Origin of the sequence: Undibacterium parvum (assembly GCF_003955735.1) — a bacterium.
Taxonomy (GTDB): Bacteria; Pseudomonadota; Gammaproteobacteria; order Burkholderiales; family Burkholderiaceae_D; genus Undibacterium; species Undibacterium parvum.
The window spans coordinates 3,618,264-3,630,865 of record NZ_CP034464.1 but is presented as its reverse complement, the minus strand read 5'-3'; the positions used below and the strand labels follow the sequence as shown (position 1 = coordinate 3,630,865).

Annotated in this window: 13 protein-coding genes; 6 read left to right on the top strand and 7 right to left on the bottom strand. The window is 49.0% G+C overall.

Going from position 1 to position 12,602, the window contains the following annotated elements:
• Window positions 1-18: 18 nt before the first annotated feature.
• The 3 genes from sodC to EJN92_RS15865 form a co-directional block, all read right to left on the bottom strand.
• Window positions 19-528: a superoxide dismutase family protein gene (gene sodC / locus EJN92_RS15875; RefSeq protein ID WP_126128713.1), complete on the bottom strand. Its 510-nt coding sequence runs from the start codon at window positions 526-528 to the stop codon at window positions 19-21.
• A gap of 177 nt (window positions 529-705) precedes the next feature.
• On the bottom strand, window positions 706-1,272 hold the full coding sequence (locus EJN92_RS15870) for a YceI family protein (RefSeq protein ID WP_126128712.1): 567 nt from the start codon (window positions 1,270-1,272) through the stop codon (window positions 706-708).
• Window positions 1,273-1,326: 54 nt separating this feature from the next.
• Entirely contained in the window at window positions 1,327-2,130 is an 804-nt protein-coding gene (locus EJN92_RS15865; protein WP_126128711.1) for a class I SAM-dependent methyltransferase, read from the bottom strand.
• Window positions 2,131-2,375: 245 nt separating this feature from the next.
• On the opposite strand from EJN92_RS15865, the gene EJN92_RS15860 reads away from it, so the two are divergent.
• From EJN92_RS15860 to EJN92_RS15850, 3 genes are all read left to right on the top strand, one after another.
• Window positions 2,376-3,362, top strand: coding sequence for a spermine/spermidine synthase domain-containing protein (locus tag EJN92_RS15860; protein ID WP_227869577.1), 987 nt, complete (start codon window positions 2,376-2,378; stop codon window positions 3,360-3,362).
• Between the two features lie 94 nt (window positions 3,363-3,456).
• Window positions 3,457-4,665 (top strand): hypothetical protein, encoded by a 1,209-nt coding sequence (locus EJN92_RS15855; RefSeq protein WP_126128710.1) that lies wholly within the window; start codon window positions 3,457-3,459, stop codon window positions 4,663-4,665.
• A 103-nt stretch (window positions 4,666-4,768) separates the two neighbouring features.
• Entirely contained in the window at window positions 4,769-5,563 is a 795-nt protein-coding gene (locus EJN92_RS15850) for a type 2 periplasmic-binding domain-containing protein (protein ID WP_126128709.1), read from the top strand.
• Window positions 5,564-5,595: 32 nt separating this feature from the next.
• Here EJN92_RS15850 and EJN92_RS15845 read toward each other — a convergent pair whose 3' ends face one another.
• Entirely contained in the window at window positions 5,596-6,450 is an 855-nt protein-coding gene (locus EJN92_RS15845; RefSeq protein WP_126128708.1) for an HDOD domain-containing protein, read from the bottom strand.
• Window positions 6,451-6,842: 392 nt separating this feature from the next.
• Here EJN92_RS15845 and EJN92_RS15840 point away from each other — a divergent pair, with 392 nt between their 5' ends.
• The 3 genes from EJN92_RS15840 to EJN92_RS15830 all read left to right on the top strand — a co-directional run bounded on the left by EJN92_RS15840 (window position 6,843) and on the right by EJN92_RS15830 (window position 9,061).
• A complete protein-coding gene (locus EJN92_RS15840; protein ID WP_126128707.1) occupies window positions 6,843-7,088 on the top strand; it encodes a hypothetical protein in 246 nt (81 codons plus the stop codon).
• A 10-nt stretch (window positions 7,089-7,098) separates the two neighbouring features.
• Window positions 7,099-8,358 (top strand): DUF2325 domain-containing protein, encoded by a 1,260-nt coding sequence (locus tag EJN92_RS15835; protein ID WP_126128706.1) that lies wholly within the window; start codon window positions 7,099-7,101, stop codon window positions 8,356-8,358.
• A 331-nt stretch (window positions 8,359-8,689) separates the two neighbouring features.
• A complete protein-coding gene (locus EJN92_RS15830) occupies window positions 8,690-9,061 on the top strand; it encodes a hypothetical protein (RefSeq protein WP_126128705.1) in 372 nt (123 codons plus the stop codon).
• A 54-nt stretch (window positions 9,062-9,115) separates the two neighbouring features.
• On the opposite strand, the gene EJN92_RS15825 is transcribed toward EJN92_RS15830, so the two are convergent.
• Genes EJN92_RS15825 through EJN92_RS15815 form a run of 3 tightly spaced genes read right to left on the bottom strand, consistent with a single transcriptional unit; the run spans window position 9,116 to window position 12,556 of the window.
• The gene (locus EJN92_RS15825) at window positions 9,116-10,609 is read right to left on the bottom strand and encodes an ATP-binding protein (RefSeq protein ID WP_126128704.1); all 1,494 of its coding nucleotides are present in this window, start codon (window positions 10,607-10,609) and stop codon (window positions 9,116-9,118) included.
• A complete protein-coding gene (locus EJN92_RS15820; protein ID WP_194074943.1) occupies window positions 10,602-11,315 on the bottom strand; it encodes a response regulator in 714 nt (237 codons plus the stop codon). Before EJN92_RS15820 ends, EJN92_RS15825 begins: the two co-directional genes overlap by 8 nt.
• A 2-nt stretch (window positions 11,316-11,317) precedes the next feature.
• Window positions 11,318-12,556, bottom strand: coding sequence for an ABC transporter substrate-binding protein (locus EJN92_RS15815; RefSeq protein ID WP_126129973.1), 1,239 nt, complete (start codon window positions 12,554-12,556; stop codon window positions 11,318-11,320).
• Window positions 12,557-12,602: the final 46 nt, after the last annotated feature.

The following is a 12,602-nucleotide window of genomic DNA, read 5'->3' as shown; positions in this document are numbered from 1 at the left end:
GAAAACTTGCGCGATTATTTAAAACACGCCGCATAACATACGCGCACCGCCACCACCCAATTTGGCAGGATGATCGTCGTGATTATCGCCACCGGCATGCAACATCAGAGAATGACCGCGCACATCCGCCACCTTCAGGCGCGGCGCCAATACCGGATAAATCGCAGCACCCTCGGCATTCACATACAAGGCCGGCAAATCGCCCTTATGTCCCTTGTCGGTATATGGCCCCAGATGTTTACCGGTTTTTTCAGGATCCCAATGCCCGCCTGCGGCAGCACCAGTGACCACTTTACCATCGACTTCGGCAGGTCCACATTGCGCTTTGTCGTGAATATGAAAGCCATGCAAACCGGCAGGAATTCCGCTCAGTTGTGGCGTCAGCAATAAACCATAAGGCGTATCTTCGTACTGCACCGTACCAGCCGATTTCACCACACCTTTATCGTCAATCAGATTGAGCGTCAGACTCTCGGCGCACACACTAACAGAGGCTAGCGACAAAACTAAAGCGAGGGAAAATTTCATTACGATCTCCTGTGATCCTGACAAGACCTGTTATCTCGGAAGATGCCGAGGGCAGCAAGTTCGCCACAAATATAAAAAATACAATTAGACACCGAGTGAGGTCCTGCTGTAAAGGCAAATTCCAGAGAATTTTAGTATTAAAACCATACTATCGTGCTGGCGCTGTATCAGCCTGCATCATTCCTTAATCCCTTCGACGTTAAAGTACAAAGTGATCTCGTCGCTTACGAAGGGGGCGTAACTGCCCATCTTGAAATCGCTACGCAAAATTTTTGTATTGCCATTCGCGCCGCATGCTTGCTTCATGTAAAGAAACATAAATCGACAGGCAAAATGCGTCACTTCTATCGTTACATTTTTGCTGATATCTTTGATCGTCAGCACGCCTTCGATCTGGCGCAGCTGTTCTTGATCGAAAATGAGTTTGCTGGAGTTAAACGAAATTTTAGGGTAACGCTCTGCATCAAAAAAACTATCAGAGCGCATCGCCGTGTTGAACAGTTCTGAGCCGGTACTGACCGAATTGCTCTCTATCGTGAACCCGATAGCACCACTCTTACCGGGCAGGTCCAACTCGACAAAACCAGCATTTTTATCAAAACGCCCGCGCTGCAAAGACAAGCCCCAGTGTGAATACTCAAAACTGCTGTAACTATGTTCAGGGTCAATTTTATAGCGCTCGCCAGCAGAGACTGGCGAGACACACCACAACAGAACAATCAATAAGCTAGAAAATAGCCGCATAGCGCACTCTTAGATTAAAGTAATAGACCAGAGAGCTAAGCTACACCGGCAAGTTTAAGGCTTTACAAATTTCAAAGTCATCCTATCACTTTCACCTATCGCCAGATAGGCCGCCTTATCTTTGTCCTTATTCGCCAACACCGGCGGCAAGGCCCAGACGCCGTTTTCATGCTCAGCCGTATCTTTAGGGTTGGCATTGACTTCCGATTTTGCGGCCAATTTCAAACCCACACTTTCAGCCAGTTTAATCACATAGGCCTCGTGCACATAGCCTTCGCTACTTGCGCCACCGGCAGCTTTTGTGGCCGGGAGTCGATGTTCAACCACGCCAAACACCCCACCCGGTTTTAAGGTCTCGAACACGCTTTGAAATAAAGCCTTCATACTTGGTTCGCCATTGCCCACCCAATTATGGATATTGCGGAAAGTGAGCACCATGTCGGCACTGTTTTTCGGTGCATAGCTAAGCTTACTTGGCGGCTCGAAAATACCTAATTCGACTTTATCGAAGACGGCAGGACTGGCATCAAGTTTTTGTTTAAAGCGCAGACTATTTTTACTCGCATAGTCACTACTCGATGCCGGATCAAAATTGGCAGCGATCAGCTTGCCATCCTTACGCAGATACGGTGCCAGAATTTCTGTGTACCAACCTCCGCCGGGGGACAACTCAACCACCGTCATACCTGGTTTAATACCGAAAAAACTCAGGGTTTCATAAGGGTGACGTGCCACATCACGACTGACATTGGCCGGGCTGCGTTGCGCGCCTGCAATTGCCGCCTTGAGTCCATCATCGGCCACGGCGAGCTGGCTAAAACCTGCGGCAATGGCAATCGCTACGAATATTTGTTTCATTTTTTCTCCGATTTTTTTAAATTTACGCCGAAAAAAGGCGACTCGACTTCGACCAGCTAGTACAACAAAAGTTCACCCGGAAAGCCCGCTACACTTGCATGAAAATACACGCCCCGCAGATTAACACGGAATCGCGATTTGTAAATTTCCCATTCTGAGCTAAGCCTTAGCGTAAAATCTGCGCATAGTCGCAACTCCTCTACATCGCCGCACACTGCCGCACTCAGATACAATCAAACACACTCATGCAAAAAATTAGTCACAGCCTGCCCAGCCTTTTTTCCGATCCAGCACGCCAAACCGAATTGGTACGCATGATGCGTTTAGAGGCTTTGCAGGCTAAGCATAAAGGACGCCCCTTTGTGTTTGATGAAGGTAATTTGCGCTATATGTATTTCAACCTGAAATCGGTACAAAGCGCGATGAAAATCAATGCGCCAGATGAGCTTGTTTGCGGCTACACCCGTGGCATGATGGCTTTTTTAATGGCAAACCCAGCACCGCAGCATATTTTAATGATAGGTTTAGGTGGTGGCTCGCTGCTTAAATTTTGTTATCGCCATCTACCAGATTGCCGCATCACGGTTCTGGAAATCGATGCCGATGTAATTGCCTTGCGCGATCAATTCATGGTACCGGCAGACGACGCCCGCTTACAAATTATCCACGCAGATGCGATTGAATATCTGGCAAACATTAACGCTAACAATAACGCTAACGTAAGCCAGTTCGACGTGATACTGCTCGATGGTTTCAGCATAGAAGGCTTAGTGCAGGAACTAAACAGCACTAGCTTTTACGCGTCCTGCTATGCTGCCCTAAGCGCACAGGGTTGCCTGGTAGTGAATATGTGGGGCAAGCGCAAGTTCTTGCTACCGGCCCTAACAGCTCTACGTACTCAGTTTGAGCAAAACGTCTGGTGGTGCCGCTCCCTGGATAGTTATAACCTGTTGGTATTTTGTTTTAAAAGCGACACGACTGGCTTCACTAGCGAGATGGCTGCCAAGGCACAGCAACTAGATCAGGCGTTACCGCTGCAATTAGAAAAACTCAATGCGGGTATGCATACTTTGCGCATACAAATAGAGGCACAAGATCAATCCGATGTCTGGATTACAGAAGAATACGAAGCCCGGGAGATGATAGCCTTAAGCCGCAATCTGGCCGCCATCATGGTGACCGATGCTAGCTTGCCGCGTAACGACGTCGAGTGGAGTCTGGCGCATCAATAAAGCTACGTGTATAGGCTGGATGGATAGACTAACTGTAGACATGTCTGTGCTTTTTAATTAGCATAGGCGAAACCCCTCTCTAACTTTAGATACTATGACACTCAACGAAATCGCCGCAGCCTATGTCAAACTGGTACTCGCAGTTGGTCAACATGACAGCTCCTACGTAGACGCGTATTACGGCCCGCCTGAGTGGCAAAGCGAGATTAAGAAAACAGCGCTGCCGGATCTGATCTCGCATGCAGATCAGTTGATACACGATTTACAGGCTACGCTGGCAGACGAAGATCAGCAACTAAGACAAGAATTTCTCGGTTTGCAATTAGGCGCAGTTCGCGCCTACCTCCAGCAACTCAACGGTACACAACGCTCGTTTGACGATGAGTCTGTGGCACTCTACGATGCCAAATCACCGACTTTGAACGAAGCCGATTTTGATCTGATTCTGGCTGAACTTCATCAATTATTACCAGGTAGCGGAGATTTAAATACCCGTTTAAGCCACTACAACCGCGAATTTGAAATCCCCGTCGACAAACTCGATCTGGTGTTTAGCGCCGCCATCAAGGAATCACGCACGCGCACCAAAAAATATATCAATTTGCCTGAGCAAGAAGATTTTGAGATTGAATACGTCAAAGATCAAGTCTGGAGCGCCTACAACTGGTACAAAGGAAATAGCTATAGTCTGATACAGGTAAATACCGATTTCCCCATGTTTATCAGTCGCGCCATAGATCTAGCCAGTCATGAGGGCTATCCCGGTCACCATGTATTTAACCTGTTGCTAGAGCAGCAGATGGTGAATGCCAAGGGCTGGATGGAGCATTGCGTTTATCCACTCTACTCTCCTATGTCTTTGCTGGCCGAAGGTAGTGCCAATTACGGTATAGAAGTGGCGTTTCCACCGGACGAGAGACTGGTTTTTGAAAAAGAAGTCTTGTTTCCGCTGGCAGGAATTAATCCTGAGCATGCGCAACTGTATTATCAAATCCAGGCGGTGCTGCAAAAACTTTCCTACGCGGGCAATATGGTCGCGCAACGTTATCTGGATGGTGAAATTGAACGCCCCGCTGCCATCGCCTTGCTCATGAAATACGCGCTCTCGGACCAGCAGAGATCGACCCAAAGAATCGCTTTCATAGAAAAGCACCGTTCTTATGTGATTAATTACAATCTCGGTCAGGATATGGTGCAAGACTATATACAGCAGCGCGCAGCTGCGAACGATCAGGCTAGCCGCTGGCAGGTATTTGCTGATTTACTCTCTCATCCAAAAACCGCCTCTATGATGGCGAAATAAGGAGTATTCTTAGCGTTTAGGCAGGTGCATTTTAACTTTTCGAAGAAGTCGCTGTAGAGACATAATTTTATGCCTTTAGTCAGATCGCAAGGAGACTTCCATCTTGAAACGTATTGCTCCCCTGATTTTTAGTCTCTGCTTTAGCCTCATCGGGACTCCGGCGCGCGCCGACACTGTCATCAAACTGTGCTATGAAGATAGTTCAGTTTATCCTTGGATCACAGGCGAAAACAAGGGCTTGGTAATTTCGGAATTACACATGGTTGAGAGAGATCTCAACATCACTTTCGAATTCTTACGTCTGCCATGGAAGCGCTGCCTGCAAGAGGTGCGACTAGGTAATATACAGGCCGCGATCGCCGCCAGTTTCAACAAGGAGAGAGCCAGTTGGGGCAGTTACCCGCTCAATCCAGATGCATCCTTAAATCAAGATTTGCGACTACATACCGATAGCTTCTATTTTTATAGGCGCATCGACAGCCCTATCCGATGGGCCAACAATACCTTGCAAAATCTGGGGACTCAGGTGATCGGTGCGCAACTAGGCTATAGCGTGGCCAAGTACTTAGAAGATAGTGCTTACCCTATCAAGTACCTGCCAAATAGCGAGGATTTATTCAAGCTCTTAGAAAAAGGCTTGCTACAGATAGCCCTATTGCAAAATCATGAAGCAATGAAAGTCATGCGCAACAACCCGGCACTAGAAAAAACTGTCGTAAAAGAAAGCGAGGCGGTCAAAGTTGCTGACCAATATCTACTCTTCAACACCGCCTACTATCTAAAAGAGGAGAAACTGGTCACTAGCATATGGCAAGCCATCGCCAGAGCCAGGAAAAGTAAAAAATATCAGGAAGAAGAGTCACTGATGCTCAATGAAGAACTCAAGGCAAAACCCTAAAGCCCAAAAGCCCAAGAACAGCGCTGCTGTGCTTAAGCCAAAACCTGCATCACCGCAGCGAGTTCTTGCCCGGTTTCCATCATCAGTTTTTCAGTCTTCTCCGCATCGAGCTGTAGATTTCTAAGCGACATGGGGATCTTATCCCAGTCCAGATTAGCAATCGACTGTGCCACAAAATGCGCATCTAAAAAATCAGCCGCCGACACAATATCGGTCAAATTGGCTTTTCCGGTAAATGGATGATCGTTTAATTTGTGATCCATGACAGCCGCACGTATATCCTCAGACATTTCCCAACTATCCAGAATCGCGGCGCCGATATCGGCATGCCATTGATCGACCAAATCCCATAAAGTACTCTCAGAACTAAACAAGTCCTGATACAAACAGGCGCGGTTCAAAATATAAAATTTACCGACATCGTGCAATAAGCCTGCGATCATGGCTTTGTCTGGACTCTGCTTAGTCAGGTTACGGGCGATTACAAAAGACAAGGCCGCTACCCGCATACTTCTGACCCACAGGCCTTCCATGCGTTCGGCACTCTGGCCGCTCGCCTGATGATCCTTGAGTTGCTTCATGCCGACAGAAATAGCCACATTGCGCACCACCCCAAAACCCAGCATCACCGTGGCAGCACGTAATTCTTCGACTTTTTTACCGGTGCGATTAAACATCGCAGAATTGGCCAGTTTTAAGACCTGTGCCGACAACACCGGCTCGGAGCTGACGATGCGCGCCACCTGCTCAGTCGAAATATCTGGTGTATCAAGCGCACGCCGTATCTTCATCGTGGTCTTTAAAGACGTAGGAAACACCAAGTTCTTGGACGACAACTCGGCCGTCAAGCCCTTGATAAATTCGAATTCTGATTCTTTGGCGTTCATGTTTTTACGGTCTAATTGGATTTGATCAGGCGAAAAAATATTCCAGTAGGTCTGAGTGCCAGAGACAGTAGCCAGACTGTATTTAGCCCTACTCAGCGCCCCAAGCAAACTGAGTCGCTTTGCCTAAGTTTGAAAATCAATAGGCTGGAACATCTAAACTTTCCTCATTATCCCACGCAAGCAGCAGCATGTTCAATTTACATTGCTGCGCCAGTCAATTAGCGAGATTGCTTTTGCAAAGCATGTCCGGTTTAGCAATGGATAGCACTGGAAAATGTGCGGATATTTTGAAGAGAAAATAAAAATTCTTAAATTAAATGCGAATCATTCTTATTTATGTTGTAAAATTATTTGCATAACATTACTTTTCCATTTTTTTTGAGGACAGTTTCATGAGCAAAACCTATACCCAATGCAGCCAACAACTGATCGCCACCAGCGGTCTTGGTCATATCACCACCTGCACAGACTGCGGACATGTTCATCTCAATTTAAACGCGGTAACACTACGATTTGATCTTGATGCCTTTCGTGATTTAGTCGATATGCTGGGGTTTGCTCAGCATAAACTCGATACCGATAACGCTGCCCATCAGGCATTGGCACGCTCCATCATCAGCAAAGCCCTCAGACATTGACGGAGTCGCTATGTGCGAAAAAAACCCGCGTACTGATACCACTCAAGAGCAGCAGCAAGCTGTTCAGCATGCACCACAGCGTGAGCACTCCTCAGAGGCACATGCGGGTTCGCGTCGGCGCCGCATTTGGGAATTGCCTTACCACGCACTCTGCCCTGTCATTGGTGTTTGCATACCGATTGCGGTTTTACGTCGCTTGATCGGCAAAGCACTTGGCGGGGCAGCAATCGCAGACGACTATGAAATTCATTGTGGTGCCATCGCAGAATGTAAGCAGCGCAGCGCGATCACTGATTGTCTGCAACAAGAATTGGACAGACGTTATGCAATTGCGCTGCGCCGTGTCGCCAAGATCAAGAACAGTGTCGACTTACAACAATGCTGGACTCTAGCCCAACATGGCAACGATGTGGCAGGTGCCTTATGGGCTTGTTTAACACATGCCCGTTGCGATCACGATTTGGAAGAGCGGATCTTGAGCGAAATTCATATGTTGCAGCATCAAATTGGCAGCGCCGAGCGCATCAGCGCCCAGCGTTTTCTCCAAATGCAAGCCGAGTTAGAAGCGCTAGGAAAATCACTGCTCAGCCAACGAGAGCGCAGCAGCAAAATCATCGCGGCCAAAAGCGCCAGCATAGAACTTCTGCAGACCGATCAATGGCAAATGCGTGCCACTTTGATAGGGAAAAATACACTGATCGCCAGCCTGCAGGATCAGTATAAAGAGCTACAACAGGGCATGCCAGATCTGCGGGCACGACAAGAGCAGGCCCACTATATAGAGCTGCAAATGGCGCGTAACCACGAACTCGAGCGCCACATTGTCAGCTTACAAGAACAACTGCGGCAACAAGCAAGGCTGCCAGTGAGCAACGATAGAGCAGAAAAGTCAGCGACGCTAGAGATCGATGAACCAGTTAAACTGCAACATCAATCGATTTTATGTGTGGGAGGTCGTCCGCATATCGTGCCCATGTACCGTCAATTGATAGAAGGTAGCGGCGCTAATTTCCTGCACCATGATGGCGGCGATGAAGACAATGCCGCGCTCTTGAGCACGAGTCTGGTCGCTGCTGATTTAGTCATTTGCCAGACTGGCTGTGTCAGCCATGCCGCCTATTGGCGTGTCAAGGATCATTGCAAGCGCACCGGGAAACTATGTGTCTTTGTCGATAAACCTAGCGTCAGCAGCATGGCGCGCTGCCTCAAACAACTGCAGATCGACAGTCAAGCTGAAATGGCCGCAACGCTCGCTAGCAAGGAGCGCTGAAGTGCTGATGCGCAAAACCCAGTATTTCCCCTCGCACAAAAATTCAAAATACAGCTAGCCCAGCGCGCATATTCCATGCGCCTTTCCAGCCACCCTGGCTGAAGAGCCGCATGGAATATGCGTCACTGGCTAGGTGATTTTTGATTTTCATCTGTATTTGCATTGTTTCACTCGCACCGGACTGAGAAGTAAAATATGCCAAGAATAGTCGGTGAAAAAAAATAGGCAATACTTTCTTACGTGCAAGCGCTATATTCTGCTACTCTTTTATTCTAGGTAATACGCAAGTTTGAATTCTCGATTAATCGGCACAATCTGGCAGGAACTCACAATGTATGACGAAGATGACTTTTTCGCTGTAAGCAAATTTCTCAAGCTCGGTGTCAAAATTAATGTGAAGAACCCTATGGGGCAGCACCCGTCCTTTAGCACCAGCTTCCCGACGCCGAAAGGCGAGACGGTCACCATAGAGGCTGAAAATTTATACGATGTTGAGCGCAAGATGCGCGCCTTGCTCGCCAATGCGGTGCCGGTCAAGACTAAATTAGTCCCGTTTAACTATCTGGGGACCAATTTCCAGGGCGTGCTATTTTGCACCAAGGGCATGAATGAATTTATCGTGCAAGAAACCCGCGATATGTTTGGCATGGAATCAAAAAAAATCGTGCGCAAGGCCGATCTTTTTATACAGTTGCTGAGCTAAATTATCGCATACTTAAAACTGGCAAACCGTCAGCGCCCTCAGAATTTTGTCTGACTAGCCTAAGTGCCTGGAAGTATCATACGGGAAAATAATGCGCGCCCGCAGGCCGCCATCCTTGTGATTCTCCAGCACTAATTGGCCGCCCTGAGCATGTACGATGCTTTGTGCGATCCCTAAGCCTAGGCCCATACCATTACTGTTCTGATCCCTGCCATGCTCCAGCCTGACGTAGGGTTCAAATAAGTTGAGCAAGGCGTCTTCTGGCACACCGGGGCCATGATCCCGGATCTCGATTTCTATTTCCGTTTCATTTTTCGTGACGCTAATTTCGGCTTTTTTCCCGTAGTGCAAGGCATTATCGAGTAAATTGCCGATCGCCCGTTTTAAGGCTAAAGGCTTAGCCGTCAAGCTTAATCCCGATTCTTCGAACAAGACCTCGTGGCCCGCCAACTGAGCACCCCGCACCAGTCTGGCGATAAAGGCATCGAGGCGAATTTCGGTAGGGTTTTCATGAATATCGCTATCTTTCACGCATTGCAAAGCGCCCTTGACCATCATGTCGAGATCATCCAGATCATCGTGAAATTCAGCCCGCAAGGCATCATCATCGAGTAATTCTGCGCGTAATTTCAAGCGCATGATGGGAGTGCGCAAATCGTGAGAAATCGATACAAATAAGCGCTCCCTGTCTTCGATATAGCGCTGTATCCGTTCCCGCATGGCGCTAAAGGCGCGCGCAGTTTTGACGAATTCTTTACTGCCAGTTTCGGGCAAAGCTGGCATGTGTTCGCCATTTCCAAATGCTGCAGCAGCCTCTGACAGTGCTGCCAATGGCCGGGTAGTCCAGCGCACCACCAGGATAGAAAGTAATAAGACCGCGGCCAGCGACAAGGCCTGTAGCAAAACCCGATCAGGCGCGAGCGGATTGCCACTCTCTAAAAAGTAAGGATTGGGCATCAGGGCGGCCAGGTACAACCAATGTTCCGCATCCATCTTGGCCTGTATCACCAATATCGGTGCGGGGTTGGGCTTAGTCAGCAAAATGTGTCTGACCCAATTTTCTGGCATATCCGCAATCTGCGTTCCATCATCCATAGCAACCAGATTATCCGGCCAGGCAAAGCCGATTTGAAATTGTGAGACCGCCGGTAAATCCTCTTTGATCGTGCTATCAATTTGCCGCACCGCGATGTCGGCCAACGCTTGATGACTAAATTCAGGGAGCGCAATCGCCGCACTATTGATGTGGATAAAAAACCGGGTTCCGCCCATTTCGCGAAATTGCTGAATGATTAGAGGGCGATAATTTTGCGGCAAGCTCAGTACAAACCTGACCGCGGCCGAGGCACTATGCGCTAAATGCTGGGCCGCAGTTTTCGCCTCTGCTTCAGATTCAGCACGTAATTGGGTGGCCCAGATAAAATTGCCAAGTAATTGGGTCAACATCACGCCGACCACCATCACTACCGAGAGGCGACCTAATAAAGACGATGGCAGTACTTTCGCAAGAGCGCGGCTGAGCGCCGGTCTGGCCTTGAAATCAAGCATGCGAACTACTCACCTCAGCCGAAAACACATAACCGGCACCACGTACCGTTTTGATCAGCAGTGGCTGTTTTCCGGCATCGTTCAGACGCAGACGCATACGGCTAATCTGCACATCCAGCGAGCGATCCAGCGGACCGGCATCGCGCCCACGGGTTTGTTCGCACAAGACGGTACGATCGAGTATCTCACCCGGATGCTCGACAAAATATTTCAGTAACTGAAAATCCAAACCTGTCAGAGCGACTATTTCACCGTTCGCATCGGTCACGGAGCGTTCTATGGTATCGAGGGTAAAGCCAACAAAGCGATAATAGCGGGGTGCCGCGGCACTCTCGCCACCAAAACGTCGGTGTATCGCTTTGATACGTGCCAGTAACTCGCGCGGGCTATATGGCTTGGCGATATAGTCGTCAGCGCCCAATTCCAGTCCTACCACCCTATCGGTCTCATCCGAGCTGGCGGTCAACATAAAAATCGGCAAATTTGAGCGTCTTCTGACTTCTTTACAAAGCGCAAAACCATCGGTATCGGGCAACATCACATCGAGTATCACCAAAGACAATTCATCCACATAGCGTTGAAATTCAGATAAAAAAGTTTCGCCGTTATGCGCCAGCAGCACCTCATACTGGTTTTTTTCCAGATAGGCTTTCAGCAGCGTACGGGTTTTTTGATCGTCGTCGACGATAAGTATCTTACGCATCATTTCTATTTCTTCCTTGCTATGGGACGGGTCACGGGGCGAGTCACGGTGCGGGCGATGGTGGCCAGACGACGTTGGGTTTCTAAGGTGCTCACTTTATCATCCAAAAAATATTGGTGGATCTCAGCAATCATGGCGTCCTTAGTAATTTCATCAGTGGCCATACGATGTGCCAGACTCGGCACTTGCGCCGCCACACCGCTGGCAAACAGCTTCCATGAGGCGCGCGCGCAGCTATCCATTTTCGCCATATCCGGGTTGCGCAGAACCGGCACCGAACCTTTAATCTGATTATATTCAGCCTGCACTGCATTCGACATGACCACCTTCGCTAGTTTTTCTTGCGCCGTGCGCGCCGATTTTGGGGTCGCCAGCATGGCAAACGTATCGATGTCGTACAAATGAAAATTCGCCGTCGCGGGCACTGCTGCACAGCCAAAGCTATCTTCACCAAACTGCCCCCAGAGATTAAGCTCGGCTTTGGCCCAATCGCCCATCACCATCATGGCCGCCTCGCCATCGGCCAGCTGGCGACTAACCTCTATCCAGGTGCGCTCCTGTAATGGCTTCGCCATCCATTTTTTCAAATCGCGTAAGTGTTGCAAGGCCCGCGTCAAACGCATATCGGCAAATGCGCCTGGCTTTCTAAGCACAAACAAATCGCGGTAAAATTCGGTACCACCTTCGGCCAATACCAGCGTTTCAAATAAACTGACGACCTGCCAAGGCTCACTGCTTTGCGCCAAAGCAGCAATCCCCAGGTTTTGTAATTTTAGTGCCAGCCGTTCAAATTCTAACCAGGTCTGCGGCACGGCCAAGCCATGCTGCTTAAACAGCTTGCGGTTGTAAAACAGGGTGTTGATTCTATGTATGCCTAAGGGCGCAGCGACAAAATGTCCGTGCGGCTGAACCAGCGTCAACACGGTAGGTAACAGTGCTAGCTCCCATTTAGCGCCAGCTGCTACCGTATCAACGTCGAGCAACAAACCCAGGCTATCCCACTCGCTGATCAGGACGCCATTTAATTGCGCCACTTCGGGGGCATTGCCAGCCAATATGCGACTACGCAAGACGATACTTGCGCCCACGCCAGAACCGCTAGGCACCACGGCATCGCGCCAACTGACCGACTCATCGCCCAATTTTTCCTGCAAAAATTCGACCGCCTTACGTTCGCTCGCCGATTTCCACCAATGCAAGACCTGCAGACTTTCAGCATGTGCAGCGCAAGAAAAAAGCAGCATCGTCAGGCATATGCAGAAACCCAAGCTAAAGCCTGAGGCGTGCACA

What these genes read in the sequence shown, in the direction of transcription:
- sodC (WP_126128713.1), bottom strand. Translation starts at nt 528, where the DNA reads ATGAAATTTTCCCTCGCTTTAGTTTTGTCGCTAGCCTCTGTTAGTGTG.
- EJN92_RS15870 (WP_126128712.1), bottom strand. Translation starts at nt 1,272, where the DNA reads ATGCGGCTATTTTCTAGCTTATTGATTGTTCTGTTGTGGTGTGTCTCG.
- EJN92_RS15865 (WP_126128711.1), bottom strand. Translation starts at nt 2,130, where the DNA reads ATGAAACAAATATTCGTAGCGATTGCCATTGCCGCAGGTTTTAGCCAG.
- EJN92_RS15860 (WP_227869577.1), top strand. Translation starts at nt 2,376, where the DNA reads ATGCAAAAAATTAGTCACAGCCTGCCCAGCCTTTTTTCCGATCCAGCA.
- EJN92_RS15855 (WP_126128710.1), top strand. Translation starts at nt 3,457, where the DNA reads ATGACACTCAACGAAATCGCCGCAGCCTATGTCAAACTGGTACTCGCA.
- EJN92_RS15845 (WP_126128708.1), bottom strand. Translation starts at nt 6,450, where the DNA reads ATGAACGCCAAAGAATCAGAATTCGAATTTATCAAGGGCTTGACGGCC.
- EJN92_RS15840 (WP_126128707.1), top strand. Translation starts at nt 6,843, where the DNA reads ATGAGCAAAACCTATACCCAATGCAGCCAACAACTGATCGCCACCAGC.
- EJN92_RS15835 (WP_126128706.1), top strand. Translation starts at nt 7,099, where the DNA reads ATGTGCGAAAAAAACCCGCGTACTGATACCACTCAAGAGCAGCAGCAA.
- EJN92_RS15830 (WP_126128705.1), top strand. Translation starts at nt 8,690, where the DNA reads ATGTATGACGAAGATGACTTTTTCGCTGTAAGCAAATTTCTCAAGCTC.
- EJN92_RS15825 (WP_126128704.1), bottom strand. Translation starts at nt 10,609, where the DNA reads ATGCTTGATTTCAAGGCCAGACCGGCGCTCAGCCGCGCTCTTGCGAAA.
- EJN92_RS15820 (WP_194074943.1), bottom strand. Translation starts at nt 11,315, where the DNA reads ATGATGCGTAAGATACTTATCGTCGACGACGATCAAAAAACCCGTACG.
- EJN92_RS15815 (WP_126129973.1), bottom strand. Translation starts at nt 12,556, where the DNA reads ATGCTGCTTTTTTCTTGCGCTGCACATGCTGAAAGTCTGCAGGTCTTG.